17 protein-coding genes and 1 riboswitch are annotated in these 17836 nt (G+C 63.1%); of the genes, 9 read left to right on the forward strand and 8 right to left on the reverse strand.

What is annotated here, in order from left to right; translation table 11 throughout:
• The first annotated feature begins 26 nt into the window (after nt 1-26).
• Nucleotides 27-133, forward strand: a riboswitch (guanidine-I (ykkC/yxkD leader).
• 126 nt (nt 134-259) lie between these two features.
• From KEC16_RS06940 to atzF, 7 genes are all read left to right on the forward strand, one after another.
• Nucleotides 260-1330, forward strand: a complete 1071-nt coding sequence (locus tag KEC16_RS06940; RefSeq protein WP_211547201.1) for a putative urea ABC transporter substrate-binding protein — start codon at nt 260-262, stop codon at nt 1328-1330.
• 2 nt (nt 1331-1332) lie between these two features.
• Nucleotides 1333-2154 (forward strand): ABC transporter permease, encoded by an 822-nt coding sequence (locus KEC16_RS06945; RefSeq protein ID WP_211547202.1) that lies wholly within the window; start codon nt 1333-1335, stop codon nt 2152-2154.
• On the forward strand, nt 2151-2900 hold the full coding sequence (locus tag KEC16_RS06950) for an ABC transporter ATP-binding protein (protein WP_211547221.1): 750 nt from the start codon (nt 2151-2153) through the stop codon (nt 2898-2900). Before KEC16_RS06945 ends, KEC16_RS06950 begins: the two co-directional genes overlap by 4 nt.
• A gap of 71 nt (nt 2901-2971) precedes the next feature.
• Nucleotides 2972-3688: an urea amidolyase associated protein UAAP1 gene (locus KEC16_RS06955; RefSeq protein ID WP_249208882.1), complete on the forward strand. Its 717-nt coding sequence runs from the start codon at nt 2972-2974 to the stop codon at nt 3686-3688.
• A gap of 12 nt (nt 3689-3700) precedes the next feature.
• Nucleotides 3701-4345 carry an urea amidolyase associated protein UAAP2 gene (locus KEC16_RS06960; RefSeq protein WP_211547223.1) on the forward strand — a complete coding sequence of 215 codons (645 nt, stop codon included), beginning with the start codon at nt 3701-3703 and terminating at the stop codon, nt 4343-4345.
• Entirely contained in the window at nt 4345-7965 is a 3621-nt protein-coding gene (gene uca, locus KEC16_RS06965) for an urea carboxylase (RefSeq protein ID WP_211547225.1), read from the forward strand. The genes KEC16_RS06960 and uca overlap by 1 nt, the downstream gene beginning before the upstream one ends.
• Nucleotides 7965-9746: an allophanate hydrolase gene (gene atzF / locus KEC16_RS06970; RefSeq protein WP_211547227.1), complete on the forward strand. Its 1782-nt coding sequence runs from the start codon at nt 7965-7967 to the stop codon at nt 9744-9746. Before uca ends, atzF begins: the two co-directional genes overlap by 1 nt.
• 42 nt (nt 9747-9788) lie before the next feature.
• Here atzF and KEC16_RS06975 read toward each other — a convergent pair whose 3' ends face one another.
• The 8 genes from KEC16_RS06975 to KEC16_RS07015 form a co-directional block, all read right to left on the reverse strand.
• A complete protein-coding gene (locus KEC16_RS06975) occupies nt 9789-10040 on the reverse strand; it encodes a hypothetical protein (RefSeq protein ID WP_211547229.1) in 252 nt (83 codons plus the stop codon).
• A gap of 90 nt (nt 10041-10130) precedes the next feature.
• Nucleotides 10131-10541: a flagellar export chaperone FliS gene (locus KEC16_RS06980; RefSeq protein WP_211547231.1), complete on the reverse strand. Its 411-nt coding sequence runs from the start codon at nt 10539-10541 to the stop codon at nt 10131-10133.
• 2 nt (nt 10542-10543) lie between these two features.
• Entirely contained in the window at nt 10544-12232 is a 1689-nt protein-coding gene (gene fliD, locus KEC16_RS06985; protein ID WP_211547233.1) for a flagellar filament capping protein FliD, read from the reverse strand.
• Between the two features lie 90 nt (nt 12233-12322).
• Nucleotides 12323-13537, reverse strand: coding sequence for a flagellin N-terminal helical domain-containing protein (locus KEC16_RS19765; protein ID WP_249208883.1), 1215 nt, complete (start codon nt 13535-13537; stop codon nt 12323-12325).
• Nucleotides 13538-13755: 218 nt separating this feature from the next.
• A complete protein-coding gene (locus tag KEC16_RS07000) occupies nt 13756-14367 on the reverse strand; it encodes a sigma-70 family RNA polymerase sigma factor (protein WP_249208884.1) in 612 nt (203 codons plus the stop codon).
• Between the two features lie 133 nt (nt 14368-14500).
• Nucleotides 14501-14935, reverse strand: a complete 435-nt coding sequence (locus KEC16_RS07005; protein WP_211547235.1) for a periplasmic heavy metal sensor — start codon at nt 14933-14935, stop codon at nt 14501-14503.
• Between the two features lie 3 nt (nt 14936-14938).
• Nucleotides 14939-15268: a hypothetical protein gene (locus tag KEC16_RS07010; protein WP_211547237.1), complete on the reverse strand. Its 330-nt coding sequence runs from the start codon at nt 15266-15268 to the stop codon at nt 14939-14941.
• Nucleotides 15265-15858 (reverse strand): RNA polymerase sigma factor, encoded by a 594-nt coding sequence (locus tag KEC16_RS07015; RefSeq protein ID WP_211547238.1) that lies wholly within the window; start codon nt 15856-15858, stop codon nt 15265-15267. The genes KEC16_RS07010 and KEC16_RS07015 overlap by 4 nt, the downstream gene beginning before the upstream one ends.
• A 124-nt stretch (nt 15859-15982) precedes the next feature.
• On the opposite strand from KEC16_RS07015, the gene KEC16_RS07020 reads away from it, so the two are divergent.
• Nucleotides 15983-17131 (forward strand): ABC transporter permease, encoded by a 1149-nt coding sequence (locus KEC16_RS07020; RefSeq protein WP_249208912.1) that lies wholly within the window; start codon nt 15983-15985, stop codon nt 17129-17131.
• Nucleotides 17128-17835, forward strand: coding sequence for an ABC transporter ATP-binding protein (locus tag KEC16_RS07025; RefSeq protein ID WP_211547242.1), 708 nt, complete (start codon nt 17128-17130; stop codon nt 17833-17835). The genes KEC16_RS07020 and KEC16_RS07025 overlap by 4 nt, the downstream gene beginning before the upstream one ends.
• Nucleotide 17836: the final 1 nt, after the last annotated feature.

Genomic DNA, 17836 nt, shown 5'->3' on the forward strand with positions numbered 1-17836 from the left:
TGGCATGGAGCTTGCGTATACAATGGCCATAACGCGTCTAGGGTTCCGGCCGCTTGGTGTCTGGTCCGAGAGATGCACTCCCGCCTGCTGGCATCAGGGGGCGGAGCCACGGCGGGATAAAAGCCCGGGAGAGCTGTGCCGCGAGAGCCTTTGGTTTCTCAGGGACGGTCTCTGCCCACCCGGCCAAGGCCCCCTCCCCCAGTTGCCATCGTCCCCCGCGGCGCCTTGCGAAGCTTCTTAAGCAACCGAGGGGGTTTTCATGCGTTCTTCCTTTTCCCGAGTTCTTGGCCTGGCTGTCGGCGCTGCCGCCATGGTCGCCGCCACCTGTTCGCCCGGTCTCGCCGCCGAGAAAAAAGACTTCAAGATCGCGTGGTCGATCTATGCCGGCTGGATGCCCTGGGGCTATGCCGCCGATTCCGGTCTGATGAAGAAGTGGGCCGACAAATACGGCATCACCGTCCAAATCGTGCAGATCAACGATTATGTGGAATCCATCAACCAGTACACCGCCGGCGGGTTCGACGGCTGCGTCATGACCAACATGGACGCCCTGACCATTCCGGCCGCCGGCGGCATCGATTCGACCGCGCTGATTTCCGGCGACTTTTCCAACGGCAATGACGGGATCGTCTTGAAAAAGGGCAAAAGCATCGCCGACATCAAGGGCCAGAAGATCAATCTGGTGGAATTGTCGGTCTCGCATTACCTGCTGGCCCGTGCGCTCGACACCGTCAAGCTTAAGGAAAAAGACGTCGGCGTCGTCAACACCTCGGATGCCGACATCGTCTCGGTCTTCACCTCGTCCAAGGATTCCACCGCCGTGGTCACCTGGAACCCGCAACTGGCCGAAGTCTCGGCGGTCAAGGGCGCCACCAAGGTGTTCGACAGTTCAAAAATTCCGGGCGAGATCATCGATTTGATGGTGGTCAATTCGGCGACGCTGACCGACAACCCGGCCTTGGGCAAGGCGTTGACCGGCGTTTGGTATGAAATGATGGCCAAGATGGAAGCCGGCGACCCGGCCATGCTGGAAGCCATGGCCAAGGCCTCGGGCACCGATCTGGCCGGCTATAAGGCCCAGCTTGCCACCACCAAGATGTTCTATAAGCCGATCGATGCGGTGTCGTTCACCACCTCGGCGCAATTGCCCAAAACCATGGATATGGTCCGCACCTTCTCGTTCGAGCACGGCCTGCTGGGCGAGGGCGCCAAGTCCAAGGACGCCGTCGGCATGGCCTTTCCCGGCGGCAAGACCCTGGGCGATGCCAACAACATCAAGCTGCGCTTCGACGCCACCTTCATGACGCTGGCCGCCGACGGAAAGCTGTAGGCATGGGCCGCCGGATCATCAACCGGCATCCCGGCAAAGGGAGCGCGCTTTTCTGGGGCGCGCTCCCCTTCCTGGCGGTGTTGGCGCTCTACGTCATCTTCTCGGCCTTGCGGCTGGCCGAGAATCCCAACGACAAGCTGCTGCCGGCGTTTTCCACCATCGCCGACACCATCATCCGCCTAGCCTTCACCGCCGATAGCCGCAGCGGCCAGATCCTGTTATGGGCCGATACCCTGTCCAGCCTGACGCGGCTGGGCTTGGGGCTGCTGGTCTCCACCTTGCTTGGTCTGCTGCTGGGCGTCGGCACCGGCCTGATCCCTTATGTCCGCGCCGGGCTGTCGCCCTTTGTCGCCGTGCTGTCCTTGATCCCGCCCATGGCGGTCCTGCCCATCTTGTTCATCGTTTTCGGCTTGGACGAATTGTCCAAGGTGGTCCTCATCGTCATCGGCATCGCCCCGTTTCTGGTCCGCGATCTGGCCATGCGGGTCGAGGCCATTCCGACCGAGTTGGTGATCAAGGCCCAGACCCTGGGCGCCGGCACCTGGCAGATCATCGTGCGGCTGGTGCTGCCCACTGTCTGGCCCAAACTGCTCGACAGCGTGCGGCTCTCCCTGGGGCCGGCCTGGCTGTTCCTGATCTCGGCCGAAGCCATCGCCGCCCAGGATGGCCTGGGCTACCGCATCTTCCTGGTGCGGCGCTATCTGGCCATGGATGTCATCTTGCCCTACGTGGCCTGGATCACCCTGTTGGCCTTTTGCATGGATTGGCTGCTGCGCGCCGCCAACCGCCGTTTTTGCCCGTGGCTGGAACGGGGGGCGTCATGAGCCGCGTCACCGTCGACAATCTGTGGATGGAATACGGCGAGCAAGTGGTGCTGGAACGGGTCAGCCTGGAGATTCCATCGGGTGAATTCTGCGCCCTGGTCGGGCCGTCCGGCTGCGGCAAGACCACTTTCTTGCGTCTGTTGCTGGCGATGGAGCGGCCGACCAAGGGCAGCATCCGCATCGACGGCCAGCCCTTGGCCCGCGAACCCGGCCCCGATCGCGGCGTGGTGTTCCAGCGTTATTCCGCCTATGCCCATCTGACCGTCGAGGAAAACGTGGTGCTGGGGTTGGAATTCGCCCGTGCGCCGCTGCTGGGCCGGCTATTCGGGGCGAAGAAACGCCAAGCCCTGGACGAGGTGCGCGCCACCATCGACGCCGTCGGCCTTGATCACGCCCGCACCAAATATCCGGCCGAACTGTCCGGCGGCATGCAGCAACGCCTGTCCATCGCCCAAGCCTTGGTCAGAAAGCCGCGCATCTTGCTGATGGACGAACCTTTCGGCGCCCTTGACCCCGGCACCAAGGCGCAGATGCACGATCTGGTGCGCCAATTATGGCGGGCGGAAAAGATGACCGTGTTCATGGTCACCCACGACATCCAGGAAGGTTTCGGCCTGGGAACCCGCGTGCTGGCCTTTGACAAGGTCCGCCACGACCCCGACGCCCCCGAAGCCTATGGCGCGACCATCACCTTGAACCTGCCCTTGGACGACAAGCCCGAACGGGCCGAGATCGTCCACGCCTGAACCCGCCACCGGGGACGACCCCGGATGGTTCGCACTGCGCCGGGACGGCCCGGCACGACGGAGAAATCCGCATGAGCGAGCTTTTCTACCAAGACACCCTGCCCGGCGGCAAACATTGGTCGTTCACCGTCAAGCGCGGCACCAGCCTGCGGCTGATCGACGCCGATGGCGGCGCCAATGTCGGCATGCTGTTCTATAACCCGGCCAATCCGCTGGAACGCTACAACGCCCCCGATACCTTGAAGTGCCAGCACACCTTCAAGTTGACCCGCGGCAATTGCCTTTATTCCGACATGGGCCGCATCTTTTGTTCGATCATCGAAGACAGCGTCGGCTGGCATGACACCGTCTGCGGCAACAGCACCAAGGACATGGTGGCCAGGCGCTGGGGGGTGAAGACCTATCAGGCCTGCCGCAACGATTGGTTCTTGAACGGTCATGACTCGTTCCTGGTCGAGGCCGGCAAATACGGCCTGGGCCGGCGCGATCTGGCCGCCAACGTCAACTGGTTCTCGAAAGTCGCGGTCCAAGACGATGGCGCCATGGTCTTCGATCCAAGCCATTCGCCCGCCGGTTCGGTGGTCACCCTTCGCTTCGAGATGGATACGCTGGTGCTGTTGCACACCTGCCCGCACCCGCTGAACCCGGCCGCCGATTATCCGAAAAAGCCGGTGACCTATCAATTGCTCAAGGCCGATGCGGTCGGAGCCGACGATTTCTGCCTGAACTTCCGCCCGGAAAACCGGCGCGGCTTCGAGAACAACCGTCTTTACACCCTGATCGGCTGAGGGAGGCTGGAAATGTTGAAGCAAAGCACTTTGGCCGCCGCGACGGCCCTTTATGCCGCCACCATCCCCGCCGGCGATTACTGGCTGCATGAAGTGAAAAAGGGCCAGACCTTGCGCATTGTCGACGTCGCCGGCAACCAGGCCGCCGACACCTTGTTCTACAACGCCGATGACCCGCACGAACGCTATTGCGCCACCAGCACCATCCGCACCCAGGGCAATGTCTATCTGGGGCTGGGATCGCGATTGCTGAGCCAGGACGGCACCCCGATGCTGACGATTGTCGCCGACACCGTCGGCCGCCACGACACCTTGGGCGGGGCCTGCGCCACCGAATCCAATACCGTGCGCTATGCCCTGGAAAAAAAGACCATGCATGCCTGCCGCGATTCCTATGTCCTGGCTTTGGCCGAACATGACCATTGGGGCCTGACCAAGCGCGACATCGGCCACAACATCAATTTTTTCATGAACGTCCCCATCACCGCCGATGGCGGCCTGTCTTTCGCCGATGGCGTCTCGGGACCGGGCCAATATGTCGAGATGGTGGCGCACATGAACGTCGTCGTGCTGATCTCCAATTGCCCGCAGCTCAACAATCCATGCAACGCCTATGACCCGACCCCCATCGACGTGCTGATCTGGGAGGCGGCGTGATGTTCACCAAGGTTCTGATCGCCAATCGCGGCGCCATCGCCACCCGCATCATCCGCACCCTGCGCCGCCTGGGAATCAAAAGCGTCGCCATTTATTCCGAGGCCGACCGCCATTCCCTGCACGTCGCCATGGCCGACGAAGCCTATTGCGTCGGCGCCGGCCCGGCGGCGCAAAGCTATCTGCAAGCCGACACCATCTTGGAGGTGGCAAAGGCGTGCGGCGCCCAGGCCATTCATCCCGGCTATGGCTTCTTGTCGGAAAACCCCGATTTCGCCGACGCTTGCGCCCAGGCCGGCCTGAACTTCATCGGCCCGTGGCCGGAACACATGCGCGCCTTCGGCCTCAAGCACACCGCCCGCGATCTGGCTCGGAAAGCCGGGGTGCCGCTGGCCCCCGGATCGGGCTTACTGAACGACGTCGCCCACGCCAAGGCCGAGGCCGCCCGCATCGGCTATCCGGTGATGCTGAAAAGCACCGCCGGCGGCGGCGGCATCGGCCTGTCGCTGTGCCGGTCCGAGGACGAGTTGGAACCGCTGTTCGAGCGGGTCCAACGGCTGGCGCGCAACAATTTCAAGGATGCCGGCCTGTTCTTGGAAAAATACGTCGAACGCGGCCGGCATATCGAGGTGCAGATTTTCGGCGACGGTCGCGGCACCGTCGTCGCCCTGGGCGAGCGCGATTGCTCGGCCCAGCGCCGCAATCAAAAAGTCGTCGAGGAAACCCCGGCCCCAGGCATCGCCCCCGACCTGCGCCATCACTTATGCGCCACCGCCGTCAAATTGGGACAAGCGGTGGGCTATGCCAATGCCGGCACGGTGGAATTTCTTTACGACACCGATAGCGGCGATTTCTATTTCCTTGAGGTCAACACCCGGCTTCAGGTCGAACACGGAGTGACCGAGCAGGTCACCGGCATTGATCTGGTCGAGTGGATGGTGCGGCAAGCGGCGGGCGAAGCCTTGCCGCTGGCCGATCACGGCGAACGGACGCGCGGCGCCTCGATCCAGGTCCGGCTTTATGCCGAGGATCCGGGCCGCGATTTCCGCCCCTCGTCCGGCTTGCTCACCCAGGTCTGCTGGCCGGAACAGGCCCGCATCGAAACCTGGGTCGAGACCGGCCAGGAGGTGTCGCCGTTTTACGATCCGATGATCGCCAAGATCATCGTTACCGGCAGCGACCGCGCCGACGCCTTGGCCAAGATGCAAGCCGCCCTGGCCGCAACCCGCATCGCCGGGATCGAAACCAATCTGGATTATCTGCGCGCCCTGGTGGCCAGCCCGGTTTTCGCCGCCGGGGAAGTGACCACCCGCACCCTGGATAGCTTCGTCCATCACGCCCGCTCGGTCGAGGTGCTGCGTGCCGGCACCCAGACCACACTTCAGGATTATCCCGGCCGTACCGGCTATTGGGATGTGGGCGTGCCGCCATCGGGGCCGATGGATAACCTGTCGCTGCGGCTGGCCAACCACGCGCTGGGCAATCCGGCCGGCATGGCGGCGCTGGAAATGACGGTGTCGGGACCGACCCTGAAATTTAACGCCGCGACGACGATCTGTCTGATGGGGGCGGAAATGACCGCGACCCTGGATGGCCTGCCGGTTATGTACGGCCAGCCGGTCCCGGTCGATGCCGGCCAGGTGCTGCGCCTTGGCCCGGTCAGCGGCGCGGGCTGCCGCGCCTATCTGGCGATCCAAGGCGGCTTTGACGTGCCCGATTACCTGGGCTCGAAATCCACCTTCACCCTGGGCAAGTTCGGCGGTCACGGCGGCCGCGCCCTGATGGCCGGCGACATCATCCATCTGGGCAAGCCCCTTGCGCCGGCGCCGGCGCGGCCGGTGCCCGAAGCCCTGGTGCCGAAGATCGGCCATGATTGGGAAATCGGCGTGCTCTACGGTCCGCACGGGGCGCCGGATTTTTTCACCGATGACGATATCGCCAGCTTTTTCGCCACCCCCTGGGAAGTGCATTACAATTCCAGCCGTACCGGCGTGCGCCTGATCGGCCCCAAGCCGAAATGGGCGCGCAAGGATGGCGGCGAAGCCGGCCTGCACCCCAGCAATATCCACGACAACGCCTATGCCATCGGCGCCATCGACTTTACCGGCGACATGCCGGTGATCCTGGGACCGGATGGGCCAAGCCTGGGCGGCTTTGTCTGCCCGGCAACCATCGTGCAGGCCGAATTGTGGAAACTGGGCCAAGTGCGCCCCGGGGACCGCATCCGCTTCATCCGCCTCAGCCCGACGCAGGCGGCCCTGCTGGAAGCCCGGCAAGAAGCCGAGATCGCCGCGTTCCAACCCGTCGATAGCGCCGCTTTGCCGCAACCGTTTGATTGCGGCCCCGACGACGCGGTGATCGGCGAAATCGCCGCCCACGGCGAACGGCCTCGGGTGATCTATCGCCGGGCCGGCGACAAATACCTGCTGGTGGAATACGGGCCGCTGGCGCTGGATCTGGAACTGCGCTTCCGCGTCCATGCGCTGATGGCGGCGCTGCGCGCCCTGGCCCCGGCCGGGCTGATCGAGCTGACGCCGGGTATCCGCTCGCTGCAACTGCATTACGACAGCCGGGTGCTGGCGCTGGGGGAATTGCTGGAGCTGCTGCGCCGGACCGAGGCAAGCCTGCCCAACAACGACGCCCTGGAAGTGCCCACCCGCATCGTCCATCTGCCGTTGTCTTGGGATGATGAAGCCACCCAATTGGCCATCGCCAAATACATGCAATCGGTGCGCGCCGATGCCCCCTGGTGTCCCAGCAACATCGAATTCATCCGCCGCATCAATGGCCTGGACAGCATCGACGCCGTGAAGAAAATCGTCTTCGACGCGTCGTATCTGGTGCTTGGCCTGGGCGACGTCTATCTGGGGGCGCCGGTGGCCACCCCCATGGACCCGCGCCACCGTCTGGTCACCACCAAATACAATCCGGCACGAACCTGGACGCCGGAAAACGCGGTGGGCATCGGCGGCGCTTATATGTGCGTTTACGGCATGGAGGGACCGGGCGGCTATCAATTCGTCGGCCGCACCTGCCAGGTCTGGAACACCCACAAGCACACCGCCGAATTCCAGCCCGGCAAGCCGTGGCTGCTGCGCTTTTTCGACCAGATCCGCTTCGTCGAGGTTTCGGCGGCCGAACTGCTGGAATTCCGCGACAACTTCCCCCAGGGCAAGGCCCATGTCAAAATCGAGGAAACCACGTTCAAACTGGCCGATTACCGGCAGTTCCTCGCCGATAACGACGCCGCCATCCGCGCCTTCAAATCCCGCCAGCAACAGGCCTTCGACGCCGAACGCGCCCGCTGGGAGGCGTCGGGCCAGATCGGCTATGGCGCCGACCTGCCCGAAGCTTTCGCCGATAGCGGCGATGAGACGTTGCCCGCCGGCGGCATCGCCGTGACCGCGCCGGTTTCCGGTTCGCTGTGGAAAATCGCCGTCACCCCCGGCCAGACGGTCAAGGAAGGCGAAGCCATCGTCATTGTCGAAAGCATGAAAATGGAAATCGCGGTCCTGGCCCCCGCCGACGGCGTGGTGCAGGAATTGCGCTGCGCCGAGGGCCGCGCCGTTTCCTTGGGACAAACTTTGGCGGTGATCGTCGCCCATGGCCAGGAGGCCGCGTAATGCAATCCTTGGATATCGCCAGCTTGTCCGCCGGCTATGGCGCCGGCACCCTGACCCCGGCCCACGTGCTGGACACGGTATACGCCCGCATCGACCAGCAGGGCGAACGCCCGGTGTGGATCACCCTGGTCGCCAAGGCCGACGCCCTGGCGCAACTGGCCGCCGCCCCCAAGGGCAAGCTGTGGGGCATCCCCTTTGCCGTCAAGGACAACATCGACGTCGCCGGCCTGCCGACCACCGCCGGCTGCCCTGATTTCGCCTATGTCCCCAGCCGCTCGGCCCATGTGGTCGAAGCGCTGCAAGCCGAGGGCGCCATCCTGATCGGCAAGACCAACCTGGACCAATTCGCCACCGGTCTGGTCGGCACCCGTTCCCCCTATGGCATCTGTTCATCGGTCTTTTCCGCCGATCACATCTCGGGCGGGTCCAGCGCCGGCTCAGCCGTCGCCGTTGCCGCCGGGCTGGTGTCGTTTTCCCTGGGCACCGACACCGCCGGCTCGGGCCGCGTGCCCGCCGCCTTCAACAACATCGTCGGCTTGAAGCCTTCCAAGGGATTGCTCAGCAATCGCGGATTGGTGCCGGCCTGTCGCAGCCTGGATTGCATTTCCATCTTCGCCACCACCTGCGCCGACGCCTTGGCCGTCTTGGCGGTGACCGGGCGCCCCGACCCGGAAGACGCCTTTTCCCGTTCCGCCCCCCAGGCGACGCAGACGGCGGCATGGCCGGATGGATTTCGCTTCGGCGTTCCCGCCGGCCGGCTGGAATTCTTTGGCGATGACCAGGCGGAAAGCTTGTTCCATCGCGCGGTGGAACGTCTGCGCGCCATTGGCGGCATGCCGGTCGAAATCGACTTCACCCCGTTTTCCCAATGCGCCCAGTTGCTGTATTCCGGCCCTTGGGTGGCCGAACGTCTGGCCGCCATCGAGGATTTCGCCACCGCCAGACCGGATTGCCTCCATGAGGTGGTGCGCGGCATCATTCTGTCAGCCAAAGGCCTTTCCGCCGTCGATAGCTTCAAGGGCTTGTACCGGCTGGCCGAACTGATCCGGCAGGCCGAGGCGCAATGGGCCAAGATGGAAGTGTTGCTGCTGCCCACCACCGGCACCACCTATCGCATTGATGAGGTGCTGGCCGATCCGGTCAAGCTCAACAGCAATCTTGGCGTCTATACCAATTTCGTCAATCTGATGGATCTGTCGGCCATCGCCCTTCCCGCCGGCTTTCGCCCCAACGGCCTGCCGTTTGGGGTCACCTTGCTGGGGCGCGCTTTCGCGGACGGCAAGATCGCCGCCTTGGCCGACCGGCTGCATCGCGCCCTGCCCACCGCCACCTTGGCCGCCACCCCCATTCCGCTGGCCACCACCCCCCCGATCCCGGTTGACGCCGCCGCCGCCGGCACGATCACGGTGGCGGTGGTCGGCGCCCATCTCAGCGGCCAACCGCTGCACCACCAACTAAGCGACCGCGATGCCCGCCTGCGGGCCACTTGCCGCACCGCGCCGGGCTACAGCCTCTATGCCTTGGCCAAGACCCAACCGGCCAAACCGGGACTGGTGTTCGACGGCCACGGTGCCGGCGCCATCGAGGTGGAAATCTATGAAATGGATGCCGCCGCCTTTGGCAGCTTCGTCGCCCTGATCCCACCGCCCCTGGGGATCGGGACCGTCACCCTGGCCGATGGTGCCACGGTCAAGGGCTTCTTGTGCGAAAGCCACGCCATCGAGGGAGCCACCGACATCACCCGCCATGGCGGGTGGCGCGCCTGGCTGGCTTCGCCATGAGACAATCCCCCCGCGATAGAAAGCGATCGCGGGGGGATTTGTTCAGGTCTTGGGCTTTTCCGCCCCGGCAGCGGCGATGATGCGATCCGCCAGACCGGCGGGAGCCTTGGGCTGCACCGCCGAAATCGTATCGGCAAGGACCAGCGCATCGGTCAGCAGAGCGGCAGCTTCATCGGATTGAAGCAAAAGAGCTTCGGCGCCCTGTCGCTCGGCACTCGGCCAGCGCCCCAGTTCCGGGCCCAAACGATCAAGCAGATCGGAGAAATCTCCGACCGTAAGAATGGTCTTGCTCATGTCGCCTCGGTTTCTTCGATGGCGTTAAGGAAAGCCGCCCTTTGGACAGCCGCAAGAGCCTATACGAATTCGGTCACCGATAACAAGGGATCAGGCGTCAAATCCGCTTTGCTTGGGTTCGTTCATCGCCATGCCGGCGATTTCGGCCCAGGCATTGCGCAGCGTCCGTAATCCTTCGGCGATCCGGCGACAGCTTTTTTCCGCATCCTTGCGCCCCACCGTGTGCAGCAGCGCCTGCATGTTGGTACGATAGGTGTCGGCCAAGCCGGCGGCCAGTTTCCCGCCCGCCTGCAAATCCAACGCCGCCAGCAGGCCGCGCAGAATCTCATTGGCGCGGGCGATTTCATCGTATTGGCGGCCGTAATCGCCGGCGGCGGCGGCATTGGCGGCATTGTGGAGACGCACCAAGATGCCGTCATAGAGCAGAACCACGGCTTGCAGCGGCGGCGTGGTCATGACGGCGGTCTGATAGGCGGCGATGGCGTGCTTGGAGAGGTTCATGATCAGTCACTGCTTTCAGCGTTGGTGAGGGCTTCCAAGAGGTCGAGAATGGACTGCGCCTCTGCCAGCTTGGCCTCGATACGGGCGTATTTTTCCAGCAGATAGCTGCGATAGGTCTCGGCGTTGGCCTCGATGGTGGTGATACGTTCGTCCAGATCGGTATTGGCTTCTTCCAAGTCGGTGACCATGACGGTCAAGGTGCCGTCATATTCGTCGGCGACGCTTTCCACCGCCTGCCACATGCGGTCAGCGATGCCCTGACTAAGGCTGACGTCGATGGATTGGCTGGATTTGCCGGTAAAGACGAAGGTCAACCCTTCGTAATCGCTGCCGGTGGCGCCGATGATGCGCGAACCGGAAACGGTGAACAGGCTGTCATCGCCATCGACCGAAACCGAGGTGATGTTGCCATCGTCGTCAACCGCGATATCCAAGGTGAATTCGGCCGCTTCCGGCCCGTCGCCGTGACGCAGCAAGCTCAGATTGCCGTTAGAGGTGGTCGCCTGGTAGGAAAACAGGCTTTCAATCTGATCAAGATCATTGAGCAAGGCATCGTCGAGGGTGTCCTCGTCCAAGACCAGATAATTGCTTGAATCGAAGGACAGCCCCAGAACGGCCATCGACGTCTTGTCGATGGCCGATCCCAGCGCTTCTTGCAGGCTGGTGGAAATGGATCGCAGGGTTGAATCGCCGAACAGCACCGCGCTGTCATCGGCGGTGCCGCTGCTGGTGGTGGTCTGGTTGGTGAGAACGAAATCGCGAAAGGCGTTATAGGTTTCAACCAGGGCTAGGATCTGTTCCTTGATATCGGACAGGGAATTGTCGATCTCAAGCGTCATGGTGTTGCCCGCTTCCGCCTTGTACAGCGTCAGGGTAATGCCGTCGATGGCGTCGTCGATTTCATTGCTGGTGCGTTCGATGGTGACGCCGTCGATCTTGAGCTGGGCGACTTGCGCGGCTTGCAACACGTCGGCCTTGTCGCCGTTTTCATCGATCAGACCTAAATCTTGCAACGCCGAACCGCTGCTGTCGGCCAAAGTGATGGTGGCGGCGGTTTCGCTCCCGGTCAGCACCATCATGTATTCGTCGTCGCTGACCTTGATCACCGAGGCCTTGACCCCGGTATTGCTGGTTTCGGCGTTGATGGCGTCAACGATATCGTCCAATGACATATCGTCGGTAAGGGTGATGGTGGCGCTGGTGGTGGTGCTGCCCAAGGTGGTGCCCAGGGTGAAGCTGCCGCTGATGCCGGCGTCATCACTGCGGCTGGATTGGGTCGTGCCGCCCAGACGTTCGGTCTTGGCCACTTGCAGGATTTCAATCTCGTGCTTGTCAAGGGCGGTGCCGTCTTCCACCGTCACCGACAGCAAGGTATCGGCCGAGGTGGTGGTCCCCGACGTCAGATAGCCGGTCCGATTGAGAAAGACGTCGTCGTCCTGGCCGCTTGACGAAGGATCAGAGCGCAGGGCTTGCAGGGAATCCTGCATGGCCAGCAGCAGGGTCTGCATTTCCTCGTAGGCGGCAATCTTGGTTTCGTTGGCGGTGACCTTGGTTTCCAAACTATCGGCACGGGTCAACTTGGCCGAAACGGCGGCTTCCACCAGGGCATCGGTGTCGAATTCGTTGCGGTTCTGCGAATAGCTGACCGAGGACGTGGTTGTCGTTGTGCTCGAACTGACGGCATCGGTCATGGCAACCTCGCAAACAGGAAGATGGCGGGGCGGGATCGGTGAAAATCCCGCCCCGCCGGCTTAAACCGGCCGGGGGCAGGTTTGACCGGCTTAGCTCTTCAGCAGGCTCAACAGGTTTTGCGGCATCTGATTGGCTTGCGACAAAGCCGCGATGGCCGCTTGGGTCTTGACGTCGGCCGAGGACAAGGTCGACTTTTCCGCCGCCACGTCGGCGTCCATGATCGCCGATTGCGCCGATTGCAGGTTTTCCGAGGTGGTGTCGATGGTTTCCGAGCGGAATTCGAAGCGCGACATGGTCGCACCCACTTCGGCGCGGGCCTGGATCACCGCATCGATGGCGGCATCCAGCGCGGTCAGGGCGGTTTGGGCGTTGGGCTGGGTGCCGACCGCGGTGGTGGACAGGCCCAGGGCGGTGGCGCCGACATTGTCGATGGACAGGTTGATGGTATCGGTGGACGAGGTGCCGACCATGAAATCGACGCCCGACTTCGACCCGCCGACGATGGTGGTGCCATCGGCGGCCAGCATGCCCAGGCCTTGCAGGGCGGTGCCGGTGGTGTCGCCCATGCCGGTGACGGTGGTGCCATCGACGCCGGTCAACACCAGACGCTTGCGACCATCGTTGTCGGTTTCGATGGAGGCGGTGACGTTGGCGGCTTCCGGCGTGGCGGTGTTGCCGGCATTGATCGAGGCGGCGACATCTTCCAGCGATACCCCGGCGACGGTGTCATAGTCCTCGGAGATGATGTAGTTGACGGTGTTGCCGTCCGAGGTGGTGATGGTGAAGGCGTCGGCGTCGGCGATGGTGGTGATGTCGGCGTACTGGGAATCGGTCATCCAGTTGGACGAGACGGTGGCGTTGGTCGAGGCCGAGGCGTACTGACCGGTGCCGTCCAACAGCGACACGCCGTTATAGCGGGTCGAGGTGGCGATGCCGTCGACTTCGTCCAGCAATTCCTGATATTCGGCGTCGATATAGATGCGTTCGTCGTTGGTGACCGAGCCGGAATCCGACTGGGTGGCCAATGACTTCATGCGCTGAAGAATGTCGGAGATGCGGGCAAGGCCGCCATCGGCGGTTTGCAGGATGGCGGTGGCCTGGCTGGCATTGGTGGCCGCCTGGCTCAACACGGTGACGTCGGACTGGATGCGGGTGCCGATGGCCAGACCGGCGGCATCGTCGGACGCCTTGGTGATGCGCGAGCCCGAAGCCAGCTTCGACAGGCTGGAAGATTGCGCTTCGGAATTCAGGTTCAGGTAGCGCAGCGCCGAATTGGCGGCGGTGTTGGTGGCGATGACGGCCATGATACTGTCTCCTTCTGATCCAATGTACGACCCGGTTTACCGGGGTCTCTTGGATGAAACGGGCCAGCTGGCCCGGTCAGGCGGAGAATCTTGAAGGGCCGCTTCCGTCTAATGGGCCGCTCCAGACAAAAGGTTCGTTCGCATGAACCGTCTGAATTAATCAGCGCATTAGGCGGAAGCGGCCCCTGGGTTTGTAGACGCTGCCATGACGCTCGCCATTATTCGACCAAAGCCTGACGGAAATCATGTTCGGAGCGCCGCAAGCGGTCGCGCAGGGTCTGGCGGCCACGCTTGAGCAGGCTTTCCACCGCACTGACGGTGGTTCCCAGAATTTCCGCCACCTCGGCATTGCCCAGATCGTCGAAATAAGACAGCGTCAGGGCCAGACGCTGCTGTTCCGGTAACCGGCCCATGGCTTCTTCCAGGCGACCGAACACTTGGGCGCGGTGGATGCGGGTAACCGAATCGGTCTCGTCGTCCATGGGCTCGGGGACGTCGTCCAGACATTCGTTGCTGGGACGACGGCGCAGGTCGATGCAGCGGTTGACCACCACCCGGTACAGCCAGGTGGAAAACTTGGCCTTGCCCTCTTGCCAGGACTGGCGATGGGTCCACACCTTGACCAGACATTCCTGCGCCACGTCCTCGGCATCGGCCACATTGCCCAACACCCGCAAGGCGATGGCATAGGCGCGATCCACATGGCGTTCGACCAAAAGGCGATAGGCGGCGGCGTCATCAATCTTCATGCGCGCCAGCAAGGTATCGTCGTCTAATCCGGCGAGGGGGCTGGGAAGGCTGGCTGTAGAGGTCAAGCGCTGGATCATCATGGTCTGCATCCTGACGAAGGAAGAAGCATCGTTACTGAGTTACACGTCGCCCAACGACAATCCAGGCGAAAAATATTGATTATTTTCAAACACTTAACTAGGCACATTCTGCCGATTAGTGGGCAAAATATGCCTAGCGCGGCCCTCCGCCCGGCGGCGGCTGGTCGGCCAACGCCCGCCGTCCGGCCCAAGACATCCGCGGCAAAGCGTCGATCAGGGTCTTGCCGATGCGATCGCCGGCCTGTTCCCGTTTGCTGGAAAATTCGGCGATCAACTGGCGAAAGGCGGCGGCATCGAACGTCTCGGCCCGCATCAATTCCTGCGTCCGCCGATGAAAGGCCCCCATGTCATCGTCGGGGCCTGCGGCCAGCCCTTGATCGGCCGCCGCTTGTTTAAGGATACGGGCGTCATCGGCGGGCAGAACTTCGGCCATCCGTTCGATGATGCCATAAGGCGGCGGCGGTCCCGGTTGGTGACCAGGACCGTTGGCGACCAGCACACCGATCAAAAAGCCGTTGCCGACCAGCGACGCGATCAGAATCCAGGGACGGAGACGACGGAAATCCATGCTCTACAACCCCATCGGCGACAAAGGCTGCGCCTGCGCGTAAAGCTGCATGGCCGTCGGTTGCGCCTGCGTTTGCGTCACCGAGGCAAAGCCGACCGCCAACCCCAAAAGCAAGCCCAGCGCCAGCGATCCGGCATAGCGCGGCATGCCGCCCCACGCGTTGAGCGCCATGCAGAAACGCCGAACAAGGCTTGGCCGGGTTTGCGGCTCGGCGGCGATGCGGGTGAGCACGGCACGGCTGACGCGGCTGACGCGGGCTTGATCGATCCGCTGTGCCGGATCGTAACGCCTCAGAAGAGCGTCCAAATCGTCATCAAAACGGTCGCGGGTCATAGCAAATCTCCCGATGCGGCAAAGCCTCGCCGCGACAAATAATTCCGTAACCCCCGGCGGCCGCGAACCAACAGCGATTCCAGGGCGGAAACCGTGACGCCCAGGGACTGGGCAGCCTCAAAATTACTAATCTCGCCCAGATGGCACAGCGCGATGGCCGCGCGCTGACGATCCGGCAAGTCGGCCAACGCCTCGGCCACCAACGCCCGCATCTGGGTGCTGGCCAGATGATCCAGGCCATTGGGGCCGGGATCGGGCGGTTCCTCGACATCGTCCAGGGGCAGCGTTTGTTTGCGCCGCTTGCGGTCGGTACACAGATTGATGACCACCCGGTACAACCACGTGGTGAAGCGGGCGTCACCGTCACCATCCCAGTTCGGGGCCTTGCGCCACACCCGCAGAAACGCTTCTTGCGCCACATCCTCGGCGTCGTCGGCATTGCCCAGCAGGCGAATCCCCAAGGCCAGGGCGAAAGGCGCGTGGCGTTCCATCAATTGGGCAAAAGCCCAACGATCCCCCGTTCCGGCGGCGATCAACAGATCCCGGTCCGAAATTATCGCCTCGTCGTCTTCACCCATACCGATGGTCATCGTTTCCATATGCCGCTTACACGGGGCAGCCGCCAGCCACCCTGCGCAAAAAACGCAGGAAAAAGCAAAAGAGAGCGTGAAAGCCCCTGTCAGTCACCGGACAAGGATAGATTTCGTGTTGGTCATGGCCTTGCGTATGTTGATGGGCGATCGCGCCAAATATCTGGGAATCGTCATCGCCCTGGCTTTCACCAGCTTCGTGATGATCCAGCAGCCGGCCACCTTTTTAGGGATCTTGCGTCACACTTACGGTTTCATCACCGATGTCGGTGTCGGCGATGTCTGGGTGATGGACCCCAAGGCCCGCCATCTCGACGACGTCAAGCCGATGATGGATGCCGAATTGCAGCGCGTGCGCGGGATCGACGGCGTTGAGTGGGCCATGCCGCTTTATAAAGGCGGCATCCGCGCCCGTCTGGACAGCGGCGATTTCGTTCAGTGCCAGCTGGTTGGCATCGACGAAACCACCCTGATCGGCGGACCGGGACGGATGGTTCTGGGCAAGCTGGCCGATCTGCGCCAAAGCGACGGCATCATCGTCGATGCCGCCGCCGCCCAAGGCCAACTGGCCGCCCGCGCCGATGGCAGCCGGCGCCCCCTCGGTCTGGGCGAGTCCATCGAGCTGAACGAACACCGGGCCCAGGTGGTCGGCACCGCCACCGCGTCATCCAATTTCCAATCCATGCCGACCCTTTACACCACCTATGCGCGGGTGAAGACCTTCCTGCCGTCAGAGCGCAAATTGCTGTCCTTCGTTCTGGTCACCGTCAAACCAGGAGAGGATGCGGAAAAGGTGGCGGCGGAAATCAGCCGCCGCACCGGTCTGGCGGCTTATACCACCCAAGGCTTCATCGACCGCTCGCTGCGCCATTTCCTCGGCAATACCGGCATGATCATCAACTTCGCCATGTCCGCCGGGCTGGGCTTTCTGATCGGCGCCTTCATCGCCGGCCAGACCTTTTTCAATTTCACCACCGACAATCTGCGCCATTTCGGCGTCATGAAAGCCATGGGTGCCGGCACCGCCATGCTGGTGCGGATGATCTTGGTCCAGGCCCTGTATCTGGGGAGCATGGGCTTCGGCCTGGGGGCCGGCGCCGGGGCGGTGATGGGCTTTCAACTGGCCAATGTCGATCCCCATCTGGTGTTCCGCCTGCCGTGGCAATTGATCCTGGGCGGCGGCATGGCGGCGTTGACGGTGATCATCGTCGCCGCCCTGCTGGCCATCCGCAAGGTGGTGCGGTTAGAGCCGGCCCAGGTGTTCAAGGCATGAGCGCGCCCATCGTCAGCTGTCGCGCCCTGACCAAAACCTATGGCCAGGGCGACACCGCCGTCCAGGCGCTGCGCGGCGTCGATTTCGACGCCGCCGCCGGCGAAGTGGTGATGCTGGTCGGCCCCTCGGGCTGCGGCAAGACCACCTTGCTGTCAGTGATCGCCGGGGTCTTGGACTGCGATGGCGGCGCCTGCCAGGTGTTGGGACACGATTTGCGCGGCGAAAGCGCCGCCGCCAAGACTCGGCTGCGCCGCCACGGCATCGGCTTTGTCTTCCAGTCCTTCAATCTGGTGCCGACGTTGAGCGTGGCCGAAAACGTCGCCGTGCCGTTGCTGATCCAGGGCGAAAAGCGCCGCCTTGCCCTGGAACGGGCGCGCGAAGCCTTGGTTCCGGTGGGATTGGCCGACAAGGCCTTGGCGTTGCCGGCGCAATTGTCGGGCGGCCAGCAACAGCGTGTCGCCATCGCCCGCGCCATCGTCCACCAGCCGCCCTTGATCGTTTGCGACGAACCGACCAGCGCCTTGGATCACCGCACCGGCGATCAGGTGGTGGCATTGCTGCGGCAATTGGCCCAGCACCATCAATGCTGCCTGCTGGTGGTCACCCACGACAATCGCATTTTTTCTTATGCCGACCGCATCGCCGAAATGGATGACGGTCATATCGTCGCCATCCGCGACGCGTCCCCTGCCATCGGATCGTGAT

The sequence above is a fragment of the Magnetospirillum sulfuroxidans genome, assembly GCF_018224925.1.
Lineage (GTDB): Bacteria > Pseudomonadota > Alphaproteobacteria > Rhodospirillales > Magnetospirillaceae > Magnetospirillum > Magnetospirillum sulfuroxidans.